The 26,581-nt window shown below is 72.1% G+C and carries 22 protein-coding genes; 8 read left to right on the top strand and 14 right to left on the bottom strand.

All coding sequences use genetic code 11. From position 1 onward, the window contains the following. Positions 1 to 26 precede the first annotated feature (26 nt). From cydD to KM933_RS06025, 3 genes are all read left to right on the top strand, one after another. Positions 27 to 3,605: a thiol reductant ABC exporter subunit CydD gene (gene cydD / locus KM933_RS06035; RefSeq protein ID WP_221348866.1), complete on the top strand. Its 3,579-nt coding sequence runs from the start codon at positions 27 to 29 to the stop codon at positions 3,603 to 3,605. 131 nt (positions 3,606 to 3,736) lie between these two features. Further along, on the top strand, positions 3,737 to 5,416 hold the full coding sequence (locus KM933_RS06030) for a sensor histidine kinase (RefSeq protein ID WP_221348863.1): 1,680 nt from the start codon (positions 3,737 to 3,739) through the stop codon (positions 5,414 to 5,416). Positions 5,417 to 5,588: 172 nt separating this feature from the next. Then, the gene (locus KM933_RS06025; protein ID WP_221348861.1) at positions 5,589 to 6,635 is read left to right on the top strand and encodes a peptidoglycan DD-metalloendopeptidase family protein; all 1,047 of its coding nucleotides are present in this window, start codon (positions 5,589 to 5,591) and stop codon (positions 6,633 to 6,635) included. 51 nt (positions 6,636 to 6,686) lie between these two features. Here KM933_RS06025 and KM933_RS06020 read toward each other — a convergent pair whose 3' ends face one another. The 6 genes from KM933_RS06020 to KM933_RS05995 all read right to left on the bottom strand — a co-directional run bounded on the left by KM933_RS06020 (position 6,687) and on the right by KM933_RS05995 (position 12,645). Next, a complete protein-coding gene (locus KM933_RS06020; protein WP_221348859.1) occupies positions 6,687 to 7,574 on the bottom strand; it encodes a Cof-type HAD-IIB family hydrolase in 888 nt (295 codons plus the stop codon). Between the two features lie 74 nt (positions 7,575 to 7,648). Next, the gene (locus tag KM933_RS06015; protein ID WP_221348857.1) at positions 7,649 to 8,551 is read right to left on the bottom strand and encodes an LLM class flavin-dependent oxidoreductase; all 903 of its coding nucleotides are present in this window, start codon (positions 8,549 to 8,551) and stop codon (positions 7,649 to 7,651) included. Between the two features lie 68 nt (positions 8,552 to 8,619). Further along, positions 8,620 to 8,937, bottom strand: a complete 318-nt coding sequence (locus KM933_RS06010) for a hypothetical protein (protein WP_221348855.1) — start codon at positions 8,935 to 8,937, stop codon at positions 8,620 to 8,622. Further along, complete coding sequence (locus tag KM933_RS06005; RefSeq protein ID WP_260333098.1) at positions 8,877 to 9,872, bottom strand: hypothetical protein; 996 nt, start codon at positions 9,870 to 9,872, stop codon at positions 8,877 to 8,879. Before KM933_RS06005 ends, KM933_RS06010 begins: the two co-directional genes overlap by 61 nt. A gap of 210 nt (positions 9,873 to 10,082) precedes the next feature. Beyond that, complete coding sequence (locus KM933_RS06000; RefSeq protein ID WP_221348853.1) at positions 10,083 to 10,631, bottom strand: RNA 2'-phosphotransferase; 549 nt, start codon at positions 10,629 to 10,631, stop codon at positions 10,083 to 10,085. A 187-nt stretch (positions 10,632 to 10,818) separates the two neighbouring features. After that, entirely contained in the window at positions 10,819 to 12,645 is a 1,827-nt protein-coding gene (locus tag KM933_RS05995; RefSeq protein ID WP_221348851.1) for an SDR family oxidoreductase, read from the bottom strand. 231 nt (positions 12,646 to 12,876) lie between these two features. Between KM933_RS05995 and KM933_RS05990 the strand changes: the two genes are divergently transcribed. From KM933_RS05990 to KM933_RS05970, 5 genes are all read left to right on the top strand, one after another. Further along, positions 12,877 to 13,893: an ABC transporter ATP-binding protein gene (locus KM933_RS05990; RefSeq protein ID WP_221349007.1), complete on the top strand. Its 1,017-nt coding sequence runs from the start codon at positions 12,877 to 12,879 to the stop codon at positions 13,891 to 13,893. Then, positions 13,883 to 14,836: an ABC transporter permease gene (locus tag KM933_RS05985; protein WP_221348849.1), complete on the top strand. Its 954-nt coding sequence runs from the start codon at positions 13,883 to 13,885 to the stop codon at positions 14,834 to 14,836. Before KM933_RS05990 ends, KM933_RS05985 begins: the two co-directional genes overlap by 11 nt. 49 nt (positions 14,837 to 14,885) lie before the next feature. Then, entirely contained in the window at positions 14,886 to 15,797 is a 912-nt protein-coding gene (locus tag KM933_RS05980; RefSeq protein ID WP_221348848.1) for an ABC transporter ATP-binding protein, read from the top strand. 11 nt (positions 15,798 to 15,808) lie between these two features. After that, entirely contained in the window at positions 15,809 to 16,528 is a 720-nt protein-coding gene (locus KM933_RS05975) for an ABC transporter permease (RefSeq protein WP_221348846.1), read from the top strand. 126 nt (positions 16,529 to 16,654) lie between these two features. Next, the gene (locus KM933_RS05970; protein WP_221348844.1) at positions 16,655 to 16,936 is read left to right on the top strand and encodes an SGM_3592 family protein; all 282 of its coding nucleotides are present in this window, start codon (positions 16,655 to 16,657) and stop codon (positions 16,934 to 16,936) included. 338 nt (positions 16,937 to 17,274) lie between these two features. On the opposite strand, the gene KM933_RS05965 is transcribed toward KM933_RS05970, so the two are convergent. The 8 genes from KM933_RS05965 to KM933_RS05930 all read right to left on the bottom strand — a co-directional run bounded on the left by KM933_RS05965 (position 17,275) and on the right by KM933_RS05930 (position 26,562). Continuing rightward, positions 17,275 to 18,135, bottom strand: coding sequence for an HAD family hydrolase (locus KM933_RS05965; RefSeq protein ID WP_221348842.1), 861 nt, complete (start codon positions 18,133 to 18,135; stop codon positions 17,275 to 17,277). 5 nt (positions 18,136 to 18,140) lie between these two features. Then, positions 18,141 to 19,418: a serine--tRNA ligase gene (serS, locus tag KM933_RS05960; protein ID WP_221348840.1), complete on the bottom strand. Its 1,278-nt coding sequence runs from the start codon at positions 19,416 to 19,418 to the stop codon at positions 18,141 to 18,143. A gap of 548 nt (positions 19,419 to 19,966) precedes the next feature. After that, positions 19,967 to 20,899 carry a prephenate dehydratase gene (pheA, locus tag KM933_RS05955; RefSeq protein ID WP_221348838.1) on the bottom strand — a complete coding sequence of 311 codons (933 nt, stop codon included), beginning with the start codon at positions 20,897 to 20,899 and terminating at the stop codon, positions 19,967 to 19,969. An 80-nt stretch (positions 20,900 to 20,979) separates the two neighbouring features. Continuing rightward, a complete protein-coding gene (gene efeB, locus KM933_RS05950; protein WP_430727285.1) occupies positions 20,980 to 22,458 on the bottom strand; it encodes an iron uptake transporter deferrochelatase/peroxidase subunit in 1,479 nt (492 codons plus the stop codon). Positions 22,459 to 22,466: 8 nt separating this feature from the next. Further along, positions 22,467 to 24,446: a copper resistance CopC/CopD family protein gene (locus tag KM933_RS05945; protein ID WP_221348833.1), complete on the bottom strand. Its 1,980-nt coding sequence runs from the start codon at positions 24,444 to 24,446 to the stop codon at positions 22,467 to 22,469. 14 nt (positions 24,447 to 24,460) lie between these two features. Continuing rightward, on the bottom strand, positions 24,461 to 25,015 hold the full coding sequence (locus KM933_RS05940) for a copper chaperone PCu(A)C (protein WP_221348832.1): 555 nt from the start codon (positions 25,013 to 25,015) through the stop codon (positions 24,461 to 24,463). Beyond that, a complete protein-coding gene (locus KM933_RS05935; RefSeq protein WP_221348830.1) occupies positions 25,012 to 25,689 on the bottom strand; it encodes an SCO family protein in 678 nt (225 codons plus the stop codon). Before KM933_RS05935 ends, KM933_RS05940 begins: the two co-directional genes overlap by 4 nt. Positions 25,690 to 25,809: 120 nt before the next feature. Then, positions 25,810 to 26,562: a YcnI family copper-binding membrane protein gene (locus KM933_RS05930; protein ID WP_221348828.1), complete on the bottom strand. Its 753-nt coding sequence runs from the start codon at positions 26,560 to 26,562 to the stop codon at positions 25,810 to 25,812. Positions 26,563 to 26,581: the final 19 nt, after the last annotated feature.

The raw sequence follows: 26,581 nt of genomic DNA, 5'->3' as shown, positions 1-26,581 counted from the left end.
CAGCTCGACCCAAGGGTGTGTTTCACGTGAAACCGATCGACCCGCGACTTCTCCGATACGCCCGCGCCACCCGCTTCTTCCTGATGGCGGTCGTCGGTCTGGGAGTCCTGGGAGCAGGGCTGGTCGTCGCCCAGGCCGTGCTCATTGCCGAAGCGGTGGTCGGCGCCTTCCAGTACGACCTGTCAGCCGGCGAACTCCGTACCCCGCTCCTGCTGCTGGTGGCCGTGGCGGCCGGGCGCGCGCTCGTCTCCTGGCTCACCGAACTCGCGGCGCACCGGGCCAGTGCGGCGGTCAAGTCGCAGCTGCGGGGGCGGTTGCTGGAGCGGGCCGGAGCGCTGGGTCCGGGGTGGCTGAGCGGGCAGCGGACGGGGTCGCTGATCGCGCTCGCCACCCGCGGAGTGGACGCCCTGGACGACTACTTCTCGCGTTACCTGCCGCAGCTGGGGCTCGCGGTGGTCGTGCCCGTCGCCGTACTCGCGCGGATCGTCACCGAGGACTGGGTGTCGGCGGCGATCATCGTCGGCACGCTGCCGCTCATTCCGGCCTTCATGATGCTCATCGGCTGGGTCACGCAGTCCCAGATGGACCGCCAGTGGCAGTTGCTGTCCCGGCTCTCCGGGCACTTCCTGGACGTGGTCGCCGGGCTGCCCACCCTCAAGGTGTTCGGCCGGGCCAAGGCGCAGGCCGAGTCCATCCGGCGCATCACCGGGGAGTACCGGCAGGCGACCATGCGGACCCTGCGGATCGCCTTCATCTCGTCCTTCGCCCTGGAACTGCTCGCCACGCTCTCGGTCGCCCTGGTCGCGGTGACCATCGGAATGCGACTCGTCCACGGTGAGATGGAGCTGTACGACGGACTGGTCGTGCTGATCCTGGCGCCCGAGGCGTATCTGCCGCTGCGCCAGGTCGGGACGCAGTACCACGCGGCGGCGGAGGGGCTGTCGGCCGCCGAGGAGATCTTCGCCGTCCTGGAGACGCCCGTGCCGGTGTCCGGGACCGGGATCGCCCCTTCCTCCGACGAACTGCGCTTCGAGGGCGTGACGGTCCGGTACCCGGGGCGGTCGTCCGACGCGGTGTCGGACGTGTCCTTCACGGTACGGCCCGGGGAGACGGTGGCGCTCGTCGGTCCCAGCGGTGTGGGCAAGACGACTCTCCTGAACGTACTGCTGGGGTTCGTCGGGCCCACGGCGGGACGAACCGTTGTCGGGGGAGTCGATCTGGCGGAAGTCTCCCTGGAGGCATGGCGTGCGCGGGTCGCCTGGGTGCCGCAACGGCCCCATCTGTTCGCCGGGTCCGTCGCCGAGAACGTACGGCTGGCGCGGCCGGAGGCGGACGACTCCGCGGTACGCCGGGCGCTGTCCGACGCCGGGGCCCTGGAGTTCGTGGACGTGCTGCCCGACGGGGTGCACACGGTCCTCGGGGAGGACGGCGCCGGGCTCTCCGCGGGACAGCGGCAGCGGCTGGCCCTGGCACGGGCGTTCCTCGCGGACCGGCCGGTGCTGTTGCTGGACGAGCCGACGGCCTCGCTGGACGGGGCGACGGAGGCCGAGGTCGTGGAGGCCGTGCGGCGCCTCGCCGTCGGACGGACCGTGCTCCTGGTCGTCCACCGGCCGGCCCTGCTGGGCGTGGCCGACCGGGTCGTGCGGCTGGCGCCGGCGCAGTCGGCGGACCGCGCCACCTCGCCCGACGGCACGGACCGCTCGGCACGCTCCGGCGGCACGCAGCCCGACGGCTCTGACGGCGGCACGCGGCCCGGTCGTTCCGACGGCGGTACGGAGGCCGGAGGGCCCTCCGGCGTTCCGGCGGTCGTGCCGGTGGCGGACGGGGACGGGGCGCCCGTGCCCCCGGAGAGGCGGAACGGCGTGCTCGTACGTGTGCGCGCCATGGCCGGGCCCCGCCGCGGACGGCTCCTGCTGGCCCTGCTCCTCGGCAGTCTCGCGCTCGGGAGTGCCGTCGGTCTCATGGCCACCTCGGGCTGGCTGATCTCCAGGGCCTCGCAGCAGCCACCCGTCCTCCACCTGATGGTCGCCGTGACGGCCACGCGGGCGTTCGGCATCGGGCGGGCCGTCTTCCGGTACGCCGAACGGCTGGTCTCCCACGACGCCGTGCTGCGGATGCTCGCCGACACCAGGGTCGCCGTGTACCGGCGCCTGGAACGGCTTGCGCCCGCGGGACTGCGTACCGCCCGGCGCGGTGACCTGCTTTCCCGGCTCGTCACCGATGTCGACGCGCTGCAGGACTACTGGCTGCGCTGGCTGCTGCCCGCCGCCGCGGCGGCCGTCGTGTCCGCCGGGTCCGTCGGGTTCACGGCCTGGCTGCTGCCCGAGGCCGGTGCCGTCCTCGCCGTCGGGCTGCTCGCCGCCGGTCTGGGCGTTCCGCTGGTGACCGGCGCCGTCGCGCGCCGGGCCGAGCGGCGGCTGGCCCCGGCACGCGGTGTGCTGGCGACCAGGGTGGCCGACCTCCTCACGGGAACGGCCGAGCTGACGGTCGCGGGCGCGCTCCCCGCCCGTACCGCCGGGACGAGGCGGGCCGACGCGGAACTGACCCGCATCGCCTCGCGCGCCGCCACCGCCACCGCGCTCGGCGACGGGCTCACGGCGCTGATCTCCGGACTCACCGTCGCGGCCACCGCGTTCGTCGGGGTCCAGGCGGTCGCCGGGGGACGGTTGAACGGGGTGGTGGCGGCCACCGTCGTCCTCATACCGCTCGCCGCCTTCGAGGCCGTCCTGGGGCTGCCTCTCGCCGCCCAGTACCGGCAGCGGGTGCGCAGGAGCGCGGAGCGCGTGTACGAGGTCCTGGACCAGCCCGAGCCGGTACGGGAGCCCGAGCTGCCCGTGAAGGCACCCGAGTCGCCCTTCCCGGTGGTCCTGAAGGGGCTGACCGCTCGCCACGGGGGCCAGGAGCGGGACGCGGTCGCCGGGGTGGACCTGGTACTCGAACGGGGGCGCCGGATCGCCGTCGTCGGGCCGTCCGGCTCCGGCAAGACGACACTGGCGCAGGTGCTGCTGCGCTTCCTGGAGGCACGCACGGGGACGTACACGCTGGGCGGTGCGGACGCGTACGGCATGGACGGTGACGACGTACGGCGCCTGGTCGGGCTCTGCGCACAGGACGCGCACCTGTTCGACAGCTCGGTGCGCGAGAACCTGCTGCTCGCGAAGAAGGGCGCGACCGACTCCGAACTCCGCGACGTGCTGGGACGGGTGCGACTGCTCGACTGGGTCGACGGGCTGCCCGACGGGCTCGACACCCTGGTCGGCGAGCACGGCGCGCGGCTGTCGGGGGGACAGCGGCAGCGGCTGGCGCTGGCCCGGGCCCTGCTCGCGGACTTTCCCGTGCTGGTGCTCGACGAGCCCGCCGAGCACCTCGACCTGGCCACCGCCGACGCCCTCACCGCCGACCTGCTGGCCGCGACCGAGGGGCGTACGACCTTGATGATCACTCATCGGCTGGCGGGACTGGAGGCGGTGGACGGGGTGGTCGTCCTGGCCGGGGGGCGTGTGGTGCAGCGAGGGGCGTTCGCGGAACTTGTGCGTGCGGAAGGGCCGTTGCGGGACATGTCCGAGCGGGAGAGCCGGACGCAGCTGCTGGTCGTCGCGCGCTGAGGTTCGCACGGGCCGGCGGTTCGCCCGGGTCGAGAGCCCGCCCGGATCGAGGGCTCGCACGGGAAGAGCGGGACGAGCGGGGCGAAGAAGCTCGACTTTGCAGGGTAAAAAGGGCCAATTAGGCTCGGTGCATGTCGGTCGAGCCGGGGCCCGGTGGTGCCCCGAACCCAGAAGACGTGCCGCGGTTGCTGGAGGCGATGCGGGCGGTCGGGGGCGGGCTCCAGCTGCGGTCCACGCTGGAACGGATCTGCGAGACCGCGGCGGAGCTGGCGGACGCGCGGTACGCGGCGGTCGGGCTGACGGCGGAGTGCGGGGACGGAGCCGCCGGGCGCGGGCCCGCCGAGCCCGGACTCGCCGAGTGGGCGGGCGGGGACACCGACGGACAGGCGGTCCGGTGGATCGGACGGCTGCCGGACGGGTGCGAAGGGCTCGGCCGTTCACCCGCGGCCGGTTCCCTGAGGGTCCCGATCCGCGTGCGGGGCGAGGACCTCGGCGCCCTCCACCTCGCCGGGAAGCGCGACGGAGGGCCGTTCGCCGAGCAGGACCTCGACATGCTGCGCGTACTGGCACGTGAGGCGGGCATCGCCCTGGGCAACGCGCGGCTGTACGAGGCCGCCCAGCGGCGCGGGCGCTGGATCGACGGTTCCGTGGCCGTCACCACCGCGCTGCTCTCCGGAGGAGACGCGGACGAAGCCCTCCAGGTGGTCGCGGAACAGGCCCGCCGGCTCTCGGACTCCCTGGCGGGGCTCGTGCTGCTGCCCGCGGCGGAGGGCGGTCTGGAGACCGTCGCCGTCGCGTGCGGACGGCCGTCCGAGCTGCTGGGTCTGGTCGTGCCGCCCGAGAACGCGATGGCGGGCGAGGTGCTGGCCGGCGCGGCCGTGTTCGTCGAGGACGCGGCCCGTGACCCGCGGATGCCCGCCGGCCTCGTCCGCGGTCACGGACCGACGATGTTCCTTCCGCTGCGGAGCGGCGGGCGGGTCCTGGGGGCCCTCGTCATGGCACGGGCAGGGGACGGGCGTCCGTTCACGGAAGCGGAACGCACCCTGGCGACGCAGTTCGCCTCGCAGGCCGCGCTCGCGCTGATGATGGCCGAGGCACAGCGCGACAGGGAGCGGCTCGCGGTCTTCGAGGACCGCGACCGGATCGCTCGCGACCTGCACGACCTCGTCATCCAGCGGCTGTTCGCCACCGGGATGCTGCTGGAGGGCGCACAGCGGCGGTCGGTTCTCCCCGAGGTGCGGCAGGGCGTCGGGAAGGCGGTCGACGAACTCGACGTCACCATCCAGGAGATCCGCACGGCCGTCTTCGCGCTCCAGCAGGGACCGGAGGAGTTCCCGACCGGGCTGCGGACGCGGGTACTGCGCGAGATCACCATGGCCGCCGTACCGCTCGGCTTCGAACCGTCGCACCGCTTCGTCGGCCCCGTCGACACGGTGGTCGGCGAACTCACGGCCAAGAACCTCATCGCGGCCCTGCGCGAGGCCCTGTCCAACGCCTTCCGGCACGCCGGGGCGTCCCGCATCGACGTCACCGTGGACGCGACGGTACGGCTGCCGGGCGGGGAACCCGGGGTACGCCTGACGGTTGCGGACGACGGCGTCGGCATCCCCGAGGGAGGCAGACGCAGCGGCCTCAGGAACCTGAAGCGCAGGGCGGAGTCGCTCGGCGGCGACAGCTGGTACGGGCCGGGACGGTCAGGGGACGGCGACAGTGACGGCAACGGCAACGGCAACGGCGACGGCAACGGCGACGGCGACGGCGACGGCGACGGCGACGGTGGTGCGTCGGTGGTCTGGGAGGCGCCGTACTGAGCCGTACTGAAGGACCGGCCGGGCGTTGCTCCGGTACCGGTCCGGTGTCGGCCTCCCGTACCGGTCCGGCCCCCGTTCGGCCCAGCGCAGTGGCTCCTTCCGTGGCAACCGCTCCCCCGGGTGCACGACATGAACGGGACCGGAGCGGTCCGCGCGCGGCACGATCCATGCCATGCGCTCACCCCGTCGTCGCCCCCTGCTCGTCCTGGTGCTGCTGTGCACGGTGGCCGTCCTGCCGGTGAGGCCCACGCCGGCCGCCGGGGACGCGGAGGACTCCGGCGGGACGAGCGCCGAGGTCGCGCGGCTGTACGAGGAGACGTCGCTGGCGGCCCAGGAGTACGAGGCCGGGCGCCGCAGGGCGGAGTCGCAGCGCGTCCGGGCACAGCGCCTGGACCGGCTCCTCGAACGGAGGCGGCAGGACATCGCGGCGCTGCGCGGGGACCTCGGCAGGCTCGCGCGCGCCCAGTACCGCAGCGACGGCGGGCTCTCGCACACCGTGCGGATGCTGCTCGCGGAGAGCCCCGAGGAGCTGATGCGCGGGCAGCGCGCCGTCCGGCGGGCCGATCTGGCGGTCAGCAACGCGGTCACCAGGAGCCGCCGGGCCGACGCACGGCTCGCCGACGACGAGGCGAGGGCGGCGTCCGCGTGGCAGGCGCTGGACCGGCGCAACGACGAGCTCGCCGGGATCAAGCGGGACATCGAGCGGAAACTGGAGAAGGCCCGGCGGACACTCCAGGGAGAGGCGGACGCCTCGGCCGCCGCGGGTGCGTGCCGGGGTGCGGTCCGGCTCGACGAGCCGCGCACGACCTTCACGCAGCCGTGGGTTCCGCCGGTGGAGACGTACGCGCTCTCCGCGGGGTTCGGCGACGGCGGTGAACGCTGGGCGCGCCGGCACACCGGGCAGGACTTCGCCGTGGACATCGGCACGCCGGTGCGCTCGGTCGGCAAGGGGCGCGTGGTGAGGGTGTCGTGCGGGGGGGCGTTCGGCATCGAGGTCGTGGTGAAGCACGCGGGGGGCTACTACACGCAGTACGCCCACCTGGCCGCCGTCACCGTGGACCAGGGGGACAGGGTGTCCACCGGGCAGTGGGTCGGCCAGTCCGGCACGACCGGCAACTCGACGGGACCGCACCTGCACTTCGAGGTGCGGCTGACCCCGCACCTGGGTTCGGGGATCGATCCGCGGGAGTGGTTCGCCGCGCGGGGGGTCGAACTCTAGGCGGGGGTTTTTGCCCCCGCCTCGTCCTTCCGGGCTTGCGGCGCCGCTCCCCTACCGGCGCTCCGCGAGTATCCGCTCGATCACGACGGCCACCCCGTCCTCGGTGTTGGCGGCCGTGCGGCCGGACGCCGCGGCGATCACGGCGGGGTGCGCGTTGCCCATCGCGTACGACGTGCCGGCCCAGGTGAGCATCTCCACGTCGTTCGGCATGTCACCGAAGGCGACGACCTCCTCGTGCGAGATACCGCGCTCGGCGCAGCACAGCGCGAGGGTGCTGGCCTTGGAGACGCCGGGGCCGCTGATCTCCAGCAGCGCGCTGGGGCTGGAGCGGGTCACGTCGGCCCGGTCGCCGATGGCCAGCCGGGCGGTCATGAGGAAGTCGTCCGGGGCGATCTCGTGGTGGTACGCGAGGATCTTGAGCACCGGCTCGTCGGCACCGGGGGCGTCCGGCGCCAGGATCTTCTCGGCGGGCGCGAGGACGTCGGGGACCTCCATGTGCAGCTTGGGGTACGCCGGCTCCTGGTTGAAGCGGTAGGTCTGCTCGACGGCGAAGACCGTGCCCGGGGCGGCGTCGCGCAGCAGCCGTACGGCGTCCAGCGCGTTCTCCCGCGCCAGTTCCCGGACCTTGACGAAGCGGTGGGCGCCGGGGCCGCCGTGCAGATCGACCACGGCGGCGCCGTTCCCGCAGATGGCCAGGCCGTGACCGTGGACGTGATCGCTGACGACGTCCATCCAGCGGGCCGGACGCCCGGTGACGAAGAAGACCTCGATGCCCGCCTCCTCGGCTGCTGCCAGAGCGGCCACCGTGCGGGGTGAGACGGCCTTGTCGTCGCCCAGCAGGGTGCCGTCGAGGTCCGTGGCGATCAGGCGGGGCGGGAGGGGGGAGGCCGGAATCCCGGGCCGTCGGGTCGCTGAAGTCACCCCGCCATTCTCCCGCATATGCCCGCACGGGCGTGCGGCGGTCCGCGCAGGTGAGTGCCATAGGCTCCCACCTGCGCTTCTGCTACCCGTGCTCAGCCGAGCTGCGCGGTCGCCTCCAGCGCGATGCGTTCGAACACCTTCATGTCCGACGCGAAGTCGGAGTCCGGGATCGGCCAGTGGATCACGATGTCCGTGAAACCGATCTCCATGTGGCGGCCCGCGAAGTCCACGAACGCGTCCAGGGACTCCAGCGGACGGCCGCGGTCCGGCGTGAAACCGGTGAGCAGGACCTTGTCGAGCTCGCCCGCCTCGCGGCCGGCCGTCCCGCACGCGGCAGCCAGCCTGTCCACCTGGCCGCGAAGAGCCTGGAGCGACTGCTCGGGAGTGCCCGCCTCGAAGAGCTTCGGGTCGCCGGTGGTCACCCATGCCTGCCCGTGCGCGGCGGCGAGCTTCAGTCCGCGCGGGCCGGTGGCGGCCACCGCGAAGGGCAGCCGGGGGCGCTGGACGCAGCCGGGGATGTTGTGGGCCTCGCGCGCCGAGTAGAACGTGCCGTCGTACGACACGGAGTCCTCGGTGAGCAGGCGGTCGAGCAGCGGTACGAATTCGGCGAAGCGGTCGGCCCGCTCGCGCGGCGTCCACGGTTCCTCGCCGGTGCGCAGCAGCGTCGTGGCGTCGAAACCGGAACCGCCCGCGCCGACGCCCAGCGTGATCCGGCCCCCCGAGATGTCGTCGAGCGAGATCAGCTCCTTGGCGAGGGCCACCGGATGCCGGAAGTTCGGGGAGCTCACGAGAGTACCCAGGCGCATATTCCGGGTAGCGGTCGCCGCTGCGGTCAACGTGGGTACCGCCCCGAACCACGGCCCGTCCCGGAAGGTGCGCCAGGAGAGGTGGTCGTAGGTGTAGGCGGCGTGAAAACCGAGGTCTTCGGCGCGCCGCCAGACCTTCTGTCCCTCGCCCCACCTGTGGATGGGAAGGATTACGGTGCTCAGTTGCATGCCCACGACCCTATGCTTCGGTGACTGGGAGCAACGGCAGCACCGGACATCCTCGGCCGGGGGTGCCTTCAGCCCTCGCGATAGCGCGCGAAGACGCGGGCGCGCTCCTGCTCCCAGGTCCAGTCTGCGGCCGTCCGGTGAAACGGGGTTCCGTTCGCCGGCTCGAAGAACTGGCCCGCGGGTCTGCCGGTCGCCTTGAGGATCACGATCGCGGAGAGCATGGGCTCCATCCCCTCGCTGTCCCGGCGGCAGGCGTCACCGAGCAGGTGGCTGATCGTCGGGCCGCGGTGGTGGACGCCGTGGTTCTTCGCCTTCAGCTCCTCGCTCAGGGACTTGTACCAGCCGTCGGTACGGCCTTCCCGCGCCCAGCGCCGAAGGATTTCCATCGTCTCGTCCAGCGCTGCCTCATAGGTGGCGTCGCCCTGTCCCATCCGAACCCCCGGTCCTCGGTGGCTCCCCGACTCAGCCGTATGGCGTCGATGACGAGCGCGGGATCCGCCGCGGTGTGCACCTGCAGGACTGCCCGGAACTGCCGGTGCCGCCCCTCGGGCGGGTCGACGCGCAGCGAGACACCCACCTCGGCGGTGAGCGCGGTGGTGGTCTCCTCGGCCCACTCGCGCAGGGCGGGCACGGAACGCGTCTCGCGCCAGGCGTACGGCACCGCACCCATGGCGAGGGGCGTGGCAGGGGTGCGGACCAGATCGTCGGCGACCGCGTCGCAGAACTGGCGTACCAGCGCGGCCGGGTCGGCGATCCGCAGCGGGGCCGGGCCCGGCTCGGGCAGACAGTGGGCGTGGGGCGGGAAGGCGGCGGCGAGGGCGTCCAAAGTCTGACGCTGGACGACCGTGCAGGGGCCCGTCCGCCAGATGTCGTGGCCGGCGGGGGTGAGGGCCGGACGGAGACGGCCGTCGGCGAGCAGCCGCAGCGCGAAGCGAGCGGCAGCCTGCCACGCCGCGGCGGACGGATGCGGCGGCTGTGCCCCGGCCAGAGCGGCCACGGCGAGGGCGACGGGAAGCGCGTAACCCTCCACCCTGCGCCGCCGGACCGACCGGCCGTGCGGCAGCACCAGCTCCGCCGAACCGGTCTCGACGCCCGCGGGCGCCACGCCGCCGGCTGCTGCCCCCACGGGCTGCCACAACAGCAGCCGTCCGAGGCGGGCGGGCTCGCCCGGCAGGAACACCGCCGCCCAGCCGTCGTCGAACAGATCCCTCGCGAAGGCGGTTGCCTCCGGCGTGGCCATCGGCGTGGCCATCGGCGGCGCGACTCCCGTGCCCGTGTGCGGTTCCCGTACGACGACCCGTGCCATGCTCTTTCGCCCCATCGATTCCAGGCAACCCGCATCGTGCCCCGCTCAGCACCCGACGTGTCCGGGCCCGCCCTCATCCGCAGGTACGGGGCCCTGTCCGACGTGGCGCCCGTGCGCTGATCGGCCGCTTGCCGGCGCCGGGCAGCCCATCATGGCGGCCGGGCACGACCGCGTTCAAACCCGGACGCATGATGGCGGGCCGTGCCCGGGTCAGTGCCCGGAGGATCAGTGCCCGGCCGGGAACCGCAGGTAGTGCGGGGGTACGGCGGCGGTGAGCCAGACGCCGTTGGCGCTGACCTTGAAGACATGGCCGTCGCGGTGCATGGCCCCGGTGTCCACGGAGAGCACGACGGGGCGGCCGCGGCGGCCACCGACGCGGGTCGCGGTCCCGCGATCGGCCGAGAGGTGCACGTCGTGCCGGTTCATGGGCCGCAGGCCCTCGGCCCGGATCGCGTCCAGGTTGCGGGCGACGGTGCCGTGGTAGAGGTACGCGGGCGGGGTCGCCGCCGGCAGCCCCAGGTCGACCTCCACGGAGTGGCCCTGGCTGGCACGGATGCGGACACCCTCGACCGCGAAGCGCCGCTTGTCGTTGTGCGCCACCACGTGTTCGAGTTCGTCCCGGGTGAACCGGAAGCCGTGTGCGGCCGCCGCGGTCAGCAGCGTGCCGATCTCGACCCATCCGCCCTCGTCGAGCGTGAGCCCGATCCTTCCGGGCTGGTGCCGCAGATGCTTCGAAAGGTACTTCGACACTTCCACAGCGCGTCTTTCGTCCATGCCGCCAGGGTGCCTGTGGAGACGATGATCACGCAGGTGATTTTGCGCCGGAGGTTTGATCCACAGGCAAGTGCGTTATCCACAGGGCCAGTTGATATTCCTGTGGACAACTGCCCGGCTGCTCACTGCTGTTCAGCGGCGGGTGGGGCGGGCTTCGCTCAATGTTCCGCATGGTGACGGTGCCCGGTCACGACGGTGGCTCCGCCCGTGCGAGCGCGCGCACAACCCCGGGAGCGAACCGGGACAGGAAGCGGCCACCGCGGGCCTCCGCCGTCACGGGCACCACGGCCTCGTTGCGGGCCACGGCCCGCAGGACGGCCTCGGCGACCTTTTCCGGCGGGTAGTTGCGCAGCCCGTACAGCCGCGCGGTCTTCTTCCGGCGCCGTTCCTCCTCCTCGGTCTCCTCGGCGTCGACTCCCGCGAAACGGGCCGTCGAGGTGATGGAGGTGTTGACGAACCCGGGGCAGATCGCCGAGACACCGATGCCCCGGCCCGCCAGCTCGGCGCGCAGGCACTCGCTGAGCATCAGCACCGCCGCCTTGGAGGTGCTGTAGGCGGGCAGCGCCTTCGAGGGCAGGTACGCGGCCGCCGACGCGGTGTTGACGATGTGGCCGCCCTGCCCGCGCTCGGCCATCTGCTTCCCGAAGAGCCGGCAACCGTGGATCACCCCCCACAGATTGACGTCGAGGACCTTCCGCCAGTCCTCCACGGTGGTGTCGAGGAAGGAGCCGGACAGCCCGACACCGGCGTTGTTCACCAGGACGTCGACCACTCCGTACTCGACGGCGACCTTCGCGGCGAGCCGCTCCATGGCCTGCTCGTCCGAGACGTCGGCCGTCTCGGCCCAGGCTTCCGGGGCGCCGGCGTCCCGGGACAGCTCCGCGGTGCGCGCGGCGCTCTCCGGGTCCCGGTCGACGGCCACCACGCGCGCGCCCGCTCCGGCGAACGCCAGGGCGGTGGCCCGTCCGATGCCGCTGCCCGCGCCGGTGACCAGCACGAGCTGCCCGCCGAAGCGTTCGGCGTACGGGCCGCGCACCCCGGTCGTGGGGCGGCCGTCCTCGGTCGTGGGGCGGCCGCCCTCGGTCGCGGGACGACCGTCCCCGGGTGTGGGACGACCGCCCTCGGTCGCGGTCGCGAACTCGGTGATCCAGGCCGCCAGCAGGTCGGGCCGGGTGCGCGGGACCCAGTGCTTCGCGGGGAGGGCGCGGCGCACCAGCCGGGGCGCCCACGACTCCAGTCCGTCGTAGAGCCTCTCCGACAGGAACGCGTCGCCCAGAGGGACGACGAGCTGCACGGGCGCGTGCGCGTACGCGTCGGCGCGCGGCCTGCGCAGACGTGGACGGATGTTGTCGCGGTACAGCCAGGCGCCGTGAGCCGCGTCCGTGGGCAGCGACGGCGTCGGATAGTCGCCGGTGGGGACCTTCTCCAGCCGGCGCAGGACCTTCGGCCACCGCCTGCCGAGAGGGCCGCGCCAGGCGAGCTCGGGCAGCACGGGGGTGTGCAGCAGGTACACGTACCAGGACCTGGCGCCCTGGCCGAGCAGCTGACCCACCCCGCGGGGGGTCGGACGGGACACACGCTCCTTGATCCAGTGCCCGAAGTGGTCGAGGGAGGGACCGGACATCGAGGTGAAGGAGGCGATCCGTCCTTCCGTGCGCCCGGCCGTGGTGAACTCCCAGCCCTGCACCGAACCCCAGTCGTGGCCCACCAGGTGCACCGGCCGGTCCGGGCTGACCGCGTCCACGACCGCCAGGAAGTCGTCCGTCAGCTTCTCCAGGGTGAACCCGCCGCGCAGCGGCCGGGGCGCGGTGGACCCGCCGTGGCCGCGCACGTCGTACAGCACCACGTGGAAACGCTCCGCCAGACGCCCGGCGACCTCGGACCACACCTCCTTGGAGTCCGGGTAGCCGTGCACGAGCACCACCGTGGGCCGCGCGGGATCGCCCAGCTCGGCGACGCACAGCTCGACTCCGCCCGTACGTACCCGGCGCTCGCGCGCACCGTGAAGGGTCACTCGTTCTCCTACCGTCCGTTCCGGTCCGACCGCGGTACGCGTGCGTCCGTGATGCGGCTCCGACGAATGTGGCAATTGTCGGAAGGCGCGTCAACAGAGCGTTCCCCCATCGCCCCGGTCGTTCGACCTGAGGGGGACCCCTACGGGCTCGTACGACTGGAGGGTGACAGCGATACAGCTCCCAGGTCTGACGACTGATGTGGCGTGCGCCACTACCTTCGAACCGTGACTGTGATCGCGACCGAAAGCCTGAGCAAGCGGTTCCCGAGGGTGACCGCTCTTGACCGGCTCTCCGTGGACGTCGGACCCGGTGTGACCGGACTCGTCGGAGCCAACGGAGCCGGCAAGTCCACATTGATCAAGATCCTGCTGGGTCTGTCCCCCGCCACCGAGGGCCGTGCCACGGTGCTCGGCCTCGATGTCGCCACCAAGGGCGGCGAGATCCGCGAGCGCGTCGGATACATGCCCGAGCACGACTGTCTGCCGCCCGACGTCTCGGCCACCGAGTTCGTCGTCCACATGGCGCGCATGTCCGGCCTGCCCCCGGCGGCGGCCCGTGAGCGCACCGCGGACACGCTGCGCCACGTCGGCCTCTACGAGGAGCGGTACCGCCCCATCGGCGGCTACTCGACGGGCATGAAGCAGCGGGTGAAGCTCGCCCAGGCGCTGGTCCACGACCCGCAGCTGGTCTTCCTCGACGAGCCGACGAACGGCCTCGACCCGGTCGGGCGCGACGACATGCTCGGCCTGATCCGCCGCATCCACACCGACTTCGGCATCTCCGTGCTGGTCACCTCGCACCTGCTCGGAGAGCTGGAGCGCACCTGCGACCACGTCGTCGTCGTCGACGGCGGCAAGCTCCTGCGGTCCAGTTCCACCACGGACTTCACCCAGCGCACGGCGATCCTCGCGGTCGAGGTCACCGACACCGACGAGCACCCGGACGGCACCGCCGCGCTGCGCGACGTACTGCACGCGCGCGGGATCGACACCCACGACGGCAGCGGTCTCCCGGGCGCGGGCCACATCCTCCTGCTCACCGCGCAGGGCGAGGAGACGTACGACCTGGTGCGGGACACCGTCGCCGACCTCGGTCTCGGCCTGGTGCGGATGGAGCAGCGCAGGCACCACATCGCCGAGGTCTTCAAGGACGGCGACGAGCAGACACCCAAGGACGGCGACGGACAGCGCGACGGCGGACAGGCTGGCGACGAACAGCGGAAGGAGGCGGTCCGCCATGGCGGTTGAGCAGCCCCGGACACAGGTCTCGGCCCAGGCCCAGACCCAGGCCCAAGCCCAGGACCCGGCTCGCGCGGGCGAGCAGACCCGGATCCACAACATCGGCTACCGCAACTACGACGGCCCGCGCCTCGGACGCGCGTACGCCCGCCGCTCGCTCTACTCGCAGTCCCTGCGCGGCGCGTACGGCCTCGGCCGCTCGGTGAAGTCCAAGGTGCTGCCGATGCTGCTCTTCGTGGTGATGTGCGTCCCCGCGCTGATCATGGTCGCGGTCGCCGTCGCCACCAAGGCGAAGGACCTGCCCGTCGACTACACGCGCTACGCGATCATCATGCAGGCCGTCATCGGCCTGTACGTCGCTTCCCAGGGACCGCAGTCCGTCTCGCGCGACCTGCGCTTCAAGACCGTACCGCTGTACTTCTCGCGCCCCATCGAGACCGCCGACTACGTGCGCGCCAAGTACGCGGCCCTGGCCTCGGCGCTGTTCATCATCACCGCCGCGCCGCTGCTCGTGCTGTACGTGGGCGCGCTGCTGGCCAAACTCGACTTCTCCGACCAGACCAAGGGTTTCGCACAAGGGCTCCTCTCCGTGGCACTGCTCTCCCTGCTCTTCGCCGGCATCGGCCTGGTCATCTCGGCGGTCACCCCGCGCCGCGGCTTCGGCATCGCCGCCGTCATCGCCGTGCTGACCATCTCCTACGGGGCGGTGTCCACCGTCCAGGCCATCGCCTACGACCAGTCCAGCAACGACGCGATCGCCTGGCTCGGGCTCTTCTCGCCCATCACGCTGATCGACGGGGTCCAGACCGCGTTCCTGGGCGCGTCCTCCGCCTTCCCCGGCGGCGCGGGCCCCTCCGGCGCCGAGGGCGTCGTCTACCTGCTCGTCGTCCTGGGCCTCGTCGCGGGCTGCTACGGCCTCCTGATGCGCCGCTACCGAAAGGTCGGACTGTGACCGCCCGCCCGTCGTCCGCCACCACCCTTCCAAGGAACGGGCCGCGCCCATGAGCACCCTCACCATCGACCACGTCTCGCGCTGGTTCGGCAACGTGGTGGCCGTCAACGACATCACCATGACCATCGGCCCGGGCGTCACCGGCCTGCTCGGCCCGAACGGCGCCGGCAAGTCCACCCTCATCAACATGATGGGCGGCTTCCTGGCCCCCTCCACCGGCTCCGTCACCCTCGACGGTCGGCCGACCTGGCGCAACGAGGAGATCTACCAGCAGATCGGCATCGTCCCCGAACGCGAGGCGATGTACGACTTCCTCACCGGCCGCGAGTTCGTCGTCGCCAACGCCGAACTGCACGGCCTCGGCGAGAAGGCCGCCCACCGGGCCCTCGCCACGGTCGAGATGGAGTACGCGCAGGACCGCAAGATCTCGACGTACTCCAAGGGCATGCGCCAGCGCGTGAAGATGGCCTCCGCGCTCGTCCACGACCCGTCGCTGCTGCTGCTCGACGAGCCCTTCAACGGCATGGACCCGCGGCAGCGCATGCAGCTGATGGACCTGCTGCGGCGCATGGGCGACGAGGGCCGTACGGTCCTCTTCTCCTCGCACATCCTCGAAGAGGTCGAGCAGCTCGCCTCGCACATCGAGGTGATCGTCGCCGGACGGCACGCGGCCAGCGGCGACTTCCGCCGCATCCGCCGCCTGATGACCGACCGCCCGCACCGCTACCTGGTCCGCTCCGGCGACGACCGCGCGCTCGCGGCCGCGCTCATCGCCGACCCGTCGACGGCCGGCATCGAGGTGGACCTCCAGGAGGGCGCGCTGCGCATCCAGGCCGTCGACTTCCCCCGTTTCACGGCGCTGCTGCCGCGGGTGGCCCGCGACCACGGCATCCGGCTGCTCACGGTCTCGCCGTCCGACGAGTCCCTCGAGTCCGTCTTCTCGTATCTCGTCGCGGCGTAGGAGGCCGAAAGATGTACGACCCCACAGTCGCCCGGCTCACCTACCGCGGCCTCCTCGGCCGCCGCCGGGCCCTCATCCTGGGCGCCCTGCCCGTCCTGCTGATCGTCATCTCCGTGGCCGTACGCGGCTTCACGGGTGCCGACGACCAGGTGGCCGCGGACGTCCTCGGCGGGTTCGCGCTCGCCACGATGGTGCCCCTCATCGGTGTCATCGCGGGCACCGGGGCGATCGGCCCCGAGATCGACGACGGCTCGGTCGTCTACCTGCTCGCCAAGCCGGTCAAGCGCCCCACGATCATCTTCACGAAGCTGATCGTCGCCATCGCCGTCACCATGGCGTTCTCCGCGCTCCCGACGTTCGTCGCCGGGATGATCCTCAACGGCAACGGCCAGCAGATCGCCGTCGCCTACACGGTGGCCGCGCTGGTCGCCTCCATCGCGTACGCCGCGCTCTTCCTGCTGCTCGGCACCGTCACACGGCACGCGGTGGTCTTCGGACTCGTCTACGCACTCGTGTGGGAGGCCCTCTTCGGGACCCTGGTCTCCGGGGCGCGGACGCTCAGCGTCCAGCAGTGGTCGCTCGCGGTGGCCCACAAGGTGTCCGGCGGAGACCTCGTCACCTCGGACGTGAGCCTCGTCACCGGCACGGTGCTGCTGGTCGCGGTGACCGTCGCCGCCACCTGGTTCGCCGGCCGGAAGCTGCGGACGCTGACGCTGGCCGGCGAGGAGTAGCCCTCGCGGAACAGTCCGGCAGGGGCGGCTCCACGCATGTGTGGAGCCGCCCCTCGTGATCTTGAAGTCGGTTTTACGCGGGCCGCGGCACAGTGGTCCGAGGGGATGCGGCGAGGAGGAACGGGGATGGCGGAGAAAGCACCGGGGAGCGGCGGTCGGGGATCCGGCGAGGACGGGGCGGGCCCCGCCGGGGAGGTCGGTGAGGTCGGGAAGGTCTGGGACGGGCTGGTCCTCGACGAGGACTTCATACGGTCCGCCGAGGCGGCCGAGCCGTCCGCGCGGGCCCGTATGCTCACGGCCCGCTGGCGTGACGGCGGCCCCGACCCGCAGCCGTGGCGTTCCGACGAGCCGCCCGCGGGGTGGTTCTTCAGCAAGGCGCGGCGCCGCGGGTGGCGCCGCCGCCGCTGACCGCGGTCCGCGGCGGTCCCCGCCACCGGGTGCCCTTCCGTCCGGTGGCGCCCGGCCTGTCCGGTGGTGCCCGGCTTTATTCGGTGGTGCTCGACCCGGTCCACGGGCACAGTGGTGATGTCCGGGTCGCCGGGTTCCCCGGCGCCGAGGTCCGGGAGAGGAGCGCGGCGATGCCCGTCAGCGGCGGTTCGTCGAGCTCCCGGCAGGGCAGTGCACGGGCTCCGGAGCAGTCGGCTCCGACGGGCCCGCCCCGCAGGGGGAGCTGCCCGGGGCGGCCGCTTCGAGCGCGCACCTTGGCGCGGGCCGCCCACCCGGGCGCGGCGGGTGCCCCGGCCCGGTCACCGGCCCAGCAGTCGCTCCAGCACCACCGCGATGCCGTCCTCGTCGTTGGACAGGGTCAGCTCGTCGGCCACGGCCTTGAGCTCCCCGTGGGCGTTGGCCATCGCCACGCCGTGGGCCGACCACGCGAACATCGGGATGTCGTTCGGCATGTCGCCGAAGGCGATCGTGTCGGCGGCCTTCACGCCCAGGCGGCGGGCGGCCAGGGAGAGCCCCGTGGCCTTCGACAGGCCCAGGGGCAGGATCTCCACGATGCCCTCGCCCGCCATCACGATGCTCACCAGGTTGCCCACCGCCGCCCGTGCCGCGGACGCCAGTTCGTCGTCGGTGAGGCGGGGGTGCTGGATGTACATCTTCGTCAGGGGCGCGGCCCAGAGCTCGGCCACGTCGGTGAAAGGAACGGCCTCCAGCAGGCCCTGCACCCGGTAGCCGGGGCCGATGAGCACGTCCCCGTCGATGCCGTCGCGGCTCGCGGCGAGGGCCAGCGGGCCCACCTCCGCCTCGATCTTGGCGAGCGCGAGCCCCGCCAGCTGCCGGTCGAGGGTGACCGACGTGAGCAGCCGGTGCGACCCGGCGTCGTACAGCTGCGCGCCCTGACCGCACACCGCGAGCCCCTCGTACCCGAGGTCGTCGAGGATGTGCCGGGTCCAGGGCACCGCCCGGCCGGTGACGACGAGGTGCGCGGCACCCGCCACGGTGGCCGCGGCGAGTGCCTCGCGCGTGCGCGCCGAGATCGTGTCGTCGGAGCGCAGCAGCGTTCCGTCGAGATCGGTCGCGACGAGCTTGTAGGGGAACGCCCCCGCTGCCCCCGCCGCCCCGGTCGGCCCGGTGGTTCCGGCCGACGCGGCCGGCCCAGTCATGCCGCTCACTTCGCGATCGGCTCCAGCAGTTCACGGCCGCCCAGGTAAGGGCGCAGCACCTCGGGCACCCGCACGGAGCCGTCGGCCAGCTGGTGGTTCTCCAGGATCGCCACGATCGTGCGCGGCACGGCGCACAGCGTGCCGTTCAGCGTCGCGAGCGGCTGCACCTTCTTGCCGTCCCTCATGCGCACCGACAGGCGGCGGGCCTGGAAGCCGTCGCAGTTCGAGGCCGAGGTCAGCTCGCGGTACTTGCCCTGGGTCGGGATCCACGCCTCGCAGTCGAACTTGCGCGAGGCGGAGGCACCCAGGTCGCCCGAGGCCACGTCGATGACCTGGAAGGGCAGCTCAAGACCGGTCAGCCACTGCTTCTCCCACTCCAGGAGCCGCCGGTGCTCGTTCTCCGCGTCCTCGGGGGCGACGTACGAGAACATCTCGACCTTGTCGAACTGGTGCACGCGGAAGATGCCCCGGGTGTCCTTGCCGTACGTACCGGCCTCGCGGCGGAAGCACGGCGAGAAGCCGGCGTAGCGCAGCGGCAGCTTGTCGGCGTCGAGGATCTCGTCCATGTGGTACGCCGCGAGCGGGACCTCGGAGGTGCCGACCAGGTAGTAGTCGTCCTTCTCCAGGTGGTACACGTTCTCCGCGGCCTGGCCGAGGAAGCCGGTGCCCTCCATGGCGCGCGGGCGGACCAGCGCCGGGGTCAGCATCGGGACGAAGCCGGCCTCGGTGGCCTGCGCGATCGCCGCGTTGACGAGCGCGAGCTCCAGGAGCGCGCCGACCCCCGTCAGGTAGTAGAAGCGCGACCCCGACACCTTGGCGCCGCGCTCGACGTCGATGGCGCCCAGCGCCTCGCCGAGTTCCAGGTGGTCCTTGGGCTCGAAGCCCTCGGCGCCGAAGTCGCGGATCGTGCCGTGCGTCTCCAGGACGACGAAGTCCTCCTCGCCGCCGACCGGGACGTCGGGGTGCACGAGGTTGCCGAGCTGCTTGAGGAGGCGCTTGGTCTCCTCGTCCGCCTCGTGCTGTTCGGCGTCCGCCGTCTTCACGTCCGCCGCGAGCCGGCCGGCCTTCTGGAGCAGCTCGGCCTTCTCGTCGCCCGCGGCCTTGGGGATGAGCTTGCCGAGCGCCCGCTGCTCGGAGCGCAGCTCGTCGAAGCGCACGCCGGACGACCTGCGCCGCTCGTCGGCGGAGAGGAGGGCGTCGACGAGCGCGACGTCCTCTCCACGGGCGCGCTGGGAGGCGCGGACACGGTCGGGGTCCTCACGGAGCAGGCGAAGGTCAATCACCCCGCAAGGCTACCGGTGCGGGGTTCGGCGGGACGACCCGGTATTCCGCTATGCCCCTTCCGTCCCCTTGTGTGAGTGCCGAGATTCCGCCGTGCCGCGTCAATCGAGAAGGTCTGGCTCCCCGGGAAGGGGTGGGCGGGGTGTGGTGCGTTGACTGGATTCCCTTGTGAAGTACAGGACTTGGTGCGGAGTTGTCCACAGGGTCCCGCACTCCGGAAGAGTTATCCACAGGCTGTGCGAAAGATCTGTGGACAGTGGAGGTGATCGCTCCGAAATTCACATCCGGGACGAATGCCTCCCATGTCAAACCCCCTCCACGTGCACGTTCGGGTGGATTTGATCCGCTCTGGGGGGCGACTCGGGGAAACAGGCGGTCGAGGAGTGGCGCATGGGCTGTGGAGCCGACTGTCGACTGTGGACCGATTTGTCGACCGGCGCCCGCTTCGTTGTCGACTTGTCCCCAGGTCGAGAAGCGACCCTGTGGACAACTTCTGTGGACAAAGACAATCTGCAGGTAGGACCGCTCGGAATCTGCAAGGGAGGACCGCTCAGAAACGGCCGTCCTGGCAGCGCGCCAGCCAGTCCGAGGCGGCGGCGAACTCCCTGTCCGACGTACCGGCCCGCGGCGCGCGCACCTTCCCGGGGTCGACATCGGCCTGCGGGTAGGAACCGAGGAACCGCACCTGTGGGCAGACCCGCTTGAGCCCCATCAGCGCCTCGGCCACCCGGCGGTCCGCGATGTGGCCCTCCGCGTCGATGGCGAAGCAGTAGTTGCCGATGCCCTCGCCGGTCGGCCGGGACTGCAGCAGCATCAGGTTGACGCCCCGGACGGCGAACTCCTGGAGCAGTTCGAGCAGGGCGCCCGGATGGTCGTCGCCCTGCCAGATGACCACGGACGTCTTGTCCGCGCCGGTCGGCGCGGCGGGCCGGGCCGGCCTGCCCACCAGGACGAACCGGGTCTGCGCGTTCTCCGCGTCGTGGATTTCGGTCTGCAGGGGCACCAGGCCGTACCGCGCGGCGGCGAACTCACCGGCGAAGGCCGCGTCGTAGCGCCCCTCCTGCACCAGGCGGGCGGCGTCCGCGTTGGAGGCCGCCGACTCCCAGACGACGTCCGGCAGGTTGTCCTTCAGCCAGTTGCGCACCTGCGGCTGGGCGGCCGGGTGCGCGCTGACCGTCTTGATGTCGGAGAGCTCCGTGCCGGGCCGTACCAGCAGCGCGAAGGTGATCGAGAGGAGCACCTCCCGGTAGATCGACAAGGGCTCGCCGACGGCCAGTTGATCGATCGTGGTGGTGATGCCGCCCTCCACCGAGTTCTCGATCGGCACGAACGCGGCCTCGGCCTCGCCGGCCCGGACGGCGTCGAGCGCCGCGGGGACGGACACCATCGGGACGAGCTGGCGGGTGGCCGATTCCGGAAGGGTCCGCAGGGCCACTTCGGTGAAGGTGCCCTCGGGGCCGAGATACGCGTAGCTGGCTGGCATGGGCTCACCCTAATGGGCCGTGTGAGACCCGGCCCGCGCATTCCGGCACCGGGCGTGCACCGTGGCCCGGCGGGCGGATCTCACCCCTCCAGCAACCTCTGCCCCACGTACTCGCCCTCCGCCGCCCCGCCGGGCACCGCGAACAGTCCGCTCGCCTCGTGCCGGATGAACGGGGACAGCGCGTCCCCGCGGTCGAGCTTGCGCTGCACCGGGACGAAGCCGCGCAGCGGGTCGGCCTGCCAGCAGATGAAGAGCAGGCCCGCGTCCGGCACCCCGTCCGTGCCGATGCCGTCGTGGAAGGAGAAGGGCCGGCGGAGCATCGCCGCACCGCCGTTCTCGTCGGGCCGGGTGATACGGGCGTGCGCGTTGATGGGCACCACCAGCCTGCCGTCGCCGCCGGCCTTGTCCAGATCCATCGCGGTCGTCTCGGTGCCGCCGGACAGCGGTGCCCCGTCGGACTTGCGGCGCCCGATCACGTCCTCCTGATCCCTGACCGAGAGCTTCTCCCAGTCGTCGAGGAGCATCCGGATCCGGCGTACGACGGCGTACGAGCCGCCCGCCATCCAGGACGGGTCGCCCGCGTCGGGCACGAAGATCCGCCGGTCGAAGTCGGACTCCGACGGCTCGGGGTTGCGGGTGCCGTCGATCTGTCCCATCAGATTGCGGGTCGTCATCGGGCGGGTGGTGGCGCCGGGCGAGCGGTTGAAGCCGTTCATCTGCCAGCGCACCCTGGCCGCACGGCCCGCGTCCCGCTGGATCGCGCGCAGGGCGTGGAAGGCGACGAGGGAGTCGTTCGCGCCGATCTGGACCCACAGGTCGCCGTTGCTGCGGGACTTGTCGAGGTGGTCCGAGGAGAAGTCGGGCAGCGGGTCGAGGGCGATCGGGCGCTGCTTCTCCAGCCCCGTACGGGCGAAGAAGCTGTGCCCGAAACCGAAGGTGACGGTGAGGGACGAGGGACCGGCGTCGCGTGCCACGTCCGTGTCACCGCTCTCGGACGCCTCGCCCGCCATCAGCCGCCGCGCGGTCGCCGACCAGCGGCGCAGCAGGGCGGCGGCCTCCTTGCGGCCCGCGCCCGCCGCCAGGTCGAAGGCGACGAGATGGCCGCGGGCCTGCAGGGGGGTCGTGATGCCCGGCTGATGTTTCCCGTGAAACATCACCTCGTCCGCGCCCACCGAGCTGAGGAGTGCGGTCCGGTCGGCGGAGGGTGCGGCGGCGTACCCGGCGGCACCGCCCACCGCGCCCAGCGCCAGGCCCGTGGCACCGGCGGTACCGAGCAGGCGTCGCCGCGAGACGACGCCCCTGAAGGAGGGCTCGCGGGGCTTCCCGGGTTCTTGCGAGTCCCGGGACTCCTGGGACGGCACGGGCTCCTCGCGAGGACCGTGTCCGGCACGGTCGGCCCCGGTCCCGGTCCTGGCCCCGGCCCCGGTTCCGGTTCCGGGAACACCCCTCTTCGCGGACGCCCCTTCGGCTGCTTCGAGGGAGACCTCCGGGGCGGGGGTCTCCGGAGAGGCGGAGGCATCCGGAGGAGCGGAGTTCTTCGGGATGGACTGTTCAGCCATGGTGTCGCTCAGCCGATCTGCGCGTTCTTGTCGACGGTCACCTGGTCGATGTCGGACGTCCGTACGGTCACCGCGATCTCCCAGCTGCCCGCCATCGGGATCTGCACCCCGCTCGCCGTCCAGTGTCCGGTGGCGATGCGGTCGGGGACCACGGGCAGCGGGCCGATGTCCTTCGCCTCAAGGGTGAAGGCGACCTTGACCTCGGGGATGTCGAAGGCCTTGCCGTTCGTCCGCTCCACGTAGACGTGCATGTCGTTGCCGCCGACGCGGGCCGGGTCCAGCTCGATGCGGGCGATGCCCTTGCCGTCCTGGCCCCCCGTGTCGAAGGGGATGTCCAGCGACAGCGCCACACCGGTCTCCTCCGACGGGGCGGTGGCGCCGGCGGCGGCCTTCGCCTCCTCCTCCGTGCGCCCGGGTTCGGTGGACGTGAGCACGGTGGTGACGGCCAGCAGGACGACCGCGACGCCCGCCTCGGCGAGCACCGAGCGGCGCAGGCCCGAGCGGAGCGGGTCGGCGTCCCGCAGGCGCTTCACGCGCGCGGTGGCCACCGCGGCCCGCTGCCGCGCCAGTTGGGCGGCCCGCTTGCCGTCGCCGTCCGCGGCGGCCGGCTCCTTCTTGCCCGCACGCCCCTTGAGGTCCTTGGGGTCCTTGGGGTTCTTCGGGGCTTTCGAGCCCTTGGGCGTTCTCGACGCCGTGGCCCCGACCGGCACCTTCACCGGTTCCTCGGCCGGTGCCTGTAGGAGGCGGCCGGTCCACCGCCGGGAGAACCAGGCGACACCGACCAGGACGACCACCAGGCCGATCTTGATCATCAGCAGCTGTCCGTACCAGGTGCCCGTGAGCGCCGACCACGAGCCGACCTGCCGCCACGACTGGTAGATCCCGGTCACGACCAGCACGACCACGCTGCCGAACGCGAGGCGGGAGAAACGGCTCACGGCGGACGGATCGAGCGACGGGGTCCGGTAGAGCAGCACCAGCAGGGTCGACAGTCCGCCGAGCCAGACCGCGACGGCGAGCAGATGCAGGATGTCCGCGGGCATCGCGATGTTCGTCTGGAGGCCGGTCGAGGCGTGCTCGGCCATCGCCCACGTCGCCGCGAGACCGGCCGCCACGACGAACCCGCCGATGGCGAGTCCGAAGGTCAGGTCGCTCTTCTCCTTTTCCTTCTTCTCCTCGTCCTTCTCGTCCTCCTCCTCGTCGTCAGGCTTCTCGTACGCCCCGAAGAGCACGGCGACGAACAGCGCGGCCGCGGCGAGCAGCAGCAGCCGCGACACCAGGGCGGCGCCCGTCTTGGTCTGCAGCACCTGGCTGAGCAGGTCCAGGTCGAAGACGTCCCCGACCTCCCCCGAGCTGGTGTACGACCCGCGCAGCAGCAGCATGGCGAGGGTGGCGCCGGTCAGGGCGAGCCAGCCCGAGACCACGAGCCGCTGCACCGCCCGTACGCCCGAACCAGCCCGCCAGCAGGCCAGCACGAAGGCCGAACCGCCGATCAGGAGGATGAACCCCGTGTACGACACATAGCGGGCGAAGCCGTAGAGATTGCCCACGATCCCGCCGCCGGCCTCCTGTCCGGACACGGCGACGGAGGTCTTGGAGGGTGCCCCGATGGAGAAGACGAACGCCCCGGAGACGGGGTGGCTGTCCGCCGACACCACCTGGTAGGTGACGGTGAAGGTGCCGTCCGGCAGGCCGGAGTGCAGTTTCACGGAGTAGGTGTTGGTGCCCGCCGCGGACGTCTTGCCGGTGTCGACGCGCTCGCCCTTGGGATCGAGCACGCGCACCGAGTCGTCCGACATCGCGACCTGCTCGGAGAAGGTGAGCGACACCTGGGCGGGCGCCTCGGCGACCACCGCTCCCTGCTGGGGGTCGCTCCTGGTCAGTGCGGCGTGCGCGGAGACGGGCGCGGCCCCGGCGAGGAGCGCGCCGGTGACGGCGAGGAGCAGCAACAGCAGCGTCCGGACACGGGGAGCGGTGGTCTGACTCAACGGTGGTCCCTCCCTCAGTGGTGCGACGTGGTGGACGAATGCGAGGAGTGCGAGGAGTGCGACGAGTGCGAGGAGTGCGAGGACGAACCCTTCGCAGCCGGCGGCTGGTACGTGGCGGACTTCACCGGCATCTCGACCTTGATCGGGTCGGACTTGGTGAAGCGCAGTTCCAGGGACACCGTGTCGCCCTCCTTCGGTTTGCGCTTCAGCTTCTCGAACATGAGGTGGTCGCCACCGCTCTCCAGGACGAGTTCGCCGTGGGCGGGGATGTCGAGGTTCTTCACCTGCTCCATCGCCTGTCCGACGGTCGTGTGGAGGGTGACCTCGCCGGCGAGGTCGCTGGTGACGGAGGACAGCTTGTCGCCCTCGCCACCGGCATTGGCGATGACCAGGAACCCGGCCGCCATGGAGTCCGAGACCGGCTGCGGCATGTAGGCGGAGCCCACCGACAGTCCGTCCCCGTGCCGGTCCCCGCCCCCCGAACCGCCGGAGTCCGAGTCCCCGCAGCCCGCCAGTGCCAGCGCGGCGGCCAGCACGAGGGCAGCCACGGACGCCGTACGAGATGTCACGGCTTCGCGCCCTTGATCAGCGCGGGCAGGTCCTCGGTGTAGTCGTCGACGGTGGCGTCCTCGCCGTACAGCACGTACCCGGCGTCGGTCTTCGGCGAGAAGGCGATGACCTGCGTGCCGTGCATGGACGTGACCTTGCCGTCCTTGTCCTTCGTCGGCGCCTCGATGGAGATGCCGAGGGTGCGGGCGCCCGCCTGGATCGTGTCGAACGAGCCGGTCAGGCCGACGACGTCCGGGTCGATGCCCTTGAGCCACTTGCCGAGCGCGGCGGAGGTGTCGCGCTCCGGGTCGGTGGTGACGAACACGACACGCAGCGAGTCCTTCTCGGCCTGGGACAACTGCTTGTCCTGGGCCAGCTGCTTCTTGGCGACGGCGATGTTGTTCATGGTCAGCGGGCAGACGTCGGGGCAGTTGGTGTAGCCGAAGTAGACGAGCGTCGGCCTGCCCCGGGTCGCCTCGCGGAGGTCGTACTCCTTGCCCCGGGTGTCGGTGAGGACGAGGTCCGGCTTCTCGAACGGCTTGTCGAGAACCGTGGCGGCCTTGTCCGAACCGGCGTCGGTGGACACCTCGGCGACGGTGTTGTCACTGTCACCGCTGTCACCGCCGCCACAGCCGGAAAGGGTCAGGGCGGCCGCGGCGAACAGCGCGGCCACGGTGTAGGTCTTCTTGCGCATGGTGCGTTCTCCCGGGGACGCCGCACCCGACCGCATGGGTACGGGCCCGGCTCCCCGGCCGCGGAACGAGCGGCCGGGGACACCGGTGGGGCGTCCGACGTTGGGTCGGTGGGACTGGATTCAGGCGGTGGTGCGCCGACGGCCGGCGAGTACGCCGAACGCCACGCCGGCCACACCGACGACGATGCCGACGACGCCCAGCACACGGGCGGTGGTGTCGCTGCTGTCGGTGGCGGCCTCGGTGTCCGAGGTGTCGGCGGCGGCTTCCGCGTCGTCGCCCTCCTGCGCGTCGGCGGCGTCGTCGGCGGCGTCGGAGGCAGCCCCGTGGTGGTCGTCGGTGGCGGCGGACAGGGCGAGCACCGGAGCCGGCGCCTCGGGCTCCTCGGCGCCTTCCTCCTGGGTCTCGATCCAGCGCACGACCTCCTTGTTGGAGTACGTCTGGATCGCCTTGAAGACCATCTCGTCGGCGTCCTCGGGCAGCGCGCCGACGGAGAGCGGGAACTTCTGGAAGTAGCCGGGCTGGATGCCCTTGCCGTCCGCGGTCCAGGTGACCTTGGTGACGGCTTCGTTGATCTTCTCGCCGTGCATCTCGAGCGGCTTGTCGAGCCTGGACTTGGTGACCTCGACGTCCCAGCCGTCGACGGGCTGCGGCATGACCGAGGCGAGCGGGTGGTCGGCCGGGAAGCTGATCTCCAGCTTGGTGGTCGAGGCGTTGTCGCGCTCGTTCGGCACCTTGAAGTTGACCGTCGCGTAACCGCCCTTGGCGGCCGTGCCCTCGGGCTGCACGGTGACGTGCGCGAACGCGGGACCGGACAGGACGAGAACGGCGGAGGCGGCGACGACACCGGTCGCGGCGACACGAGAAGCCTTCATGGCAGGACACTCCACTTTC

The organism is Streptomyces beigongshangae (assembly GCF_019710745.1).
Taxonomy (GTDB): domain Bacteria; phylum Actinomycetota; class Actinomycetes; order Streptomycetales; family Streptomycetaceae; genus Streptomyces; species Streptomyces beigongshangae.
This window is presented reverse-complemented; position numbering and strand designations above follow the sequence as displayed.

Excerpts from the sequence above, each read along its gene's own strand:
- KM933_RS06020 (WP_221348859.1), bottom strand. The coding sequence starts at position 7,574 with ATGCGGGAGAATGGCGGGGTGACTTCAGCGACCCGACGGCCCGGGATT.
- pheA (WP_221348838.1), bottom strand. The coding sequence starts at position 20,899 with ATGCCAGCCAGCTACGCGTATCTCGGCCCCGAGGGCACCTTCACCGAA.
- KM933_RS06025 (WP_221348861.1), top strand. The coding sequence starts at position 5,589 with ATGCGCTCACCCCGTCGTCGCCCCCTGCTCGTCCTGGTGCTGCTGTGC.
- KM933_RS06030 (WP_221348863.1), top strand. The coding sequence starts at position 3,737 with ATGTCGGTCGAGCCGGGGCCCGGTGGTGCCCCGAACCCAGAAGACGTG.
- KM933_RS05935 (WP_221348830.1), bottom strand. The coding sequence starts at position 25,689 with ATGCGCAAGAAGACCTACACCGTGGCCGCGCTGTTCGCCGCGGCCGCC.
- efeB (WP_430727285.1), bottom strand. The coding sequence starts at position 22,458 with ATGGCTGAACAGTCCATCCCGAAGAACTCCGCTCCTCCGGATGCCTCC.
- KM933_RS05970 (WP_221348844.1), top strand. The coding sequence starts at position 16,655 with ATGGCGGAGAAAGCACCGGGGAGCGGCGGTCGGGGATCCGGCGAGGAC.
- KM933_RS05980 (WP_221348848.1), top strand. The coding sequence starts at position 14,886 with ATGAGCACCCTCACCATCGACCACGTCTCGCGCTGGTTCGGCAACGTG.
- KM933_RS06000 (WP_221348853.1), bottom strand. The coding sequence starts at position 10,631 with ATGGACGAAAGACGCGCTGTGGAAGTGTCGAAGTACCTTTCGAAGCAT.
- KM933_RS05965 (WP_221348842.1), bottom strand. The coding sequence starts at position 18,135 with ATGACTGGGCCGGCCGCGTCGGCCGGAACCACCGGGCCGACCGGGGCG.
- KM933_RS05975 (WP_221348846.1), top strand. The coding sequence starts at position 15,809 with ATGTACGACCCCACAGTCGCCCGGCTCACCTACCGCGGCCTCCTCGGC.
- KM933_RS05985 (WP_221348849.1), top strand. The coding sequence starts at position 13,883 with ATGGCGGTTGAGCAGCCCCGGACACAGGTCTCGGCCCAGGCCCAGACC.
- KM933_RS05930 (WP_221348828.1), bottom strand. The coding sequence starts at position 26,562 with ATGAAGGCTTCTCGTGTCGCCGCGACCGGTGTCGTCGCCGCCTCCGCC.
- KM933_RS06015 (WP_221348857.1), bottom strand. The coding sequence starts at position 8,551 with ATGCAACTGAGCACCGTAATCCTTCCCATCCACAGGTGGGGCGAGGGA.
- KM933_RS06005 (WP_260333098.1), bottom strand. The coding sequence starts at position 9,872 with ATGGGGCGAAAGAGCATGGCACGGGTCGTCGTACGGGAACCGCACACG.
- KM933_RS06010 (WP_221348855.1), bottom strand. The coding sequence starts at position 8,937 with ATGGAAATCCTTCGGCGCTGGGCGCGGGAAGGCCGTACCGACGGCTGG.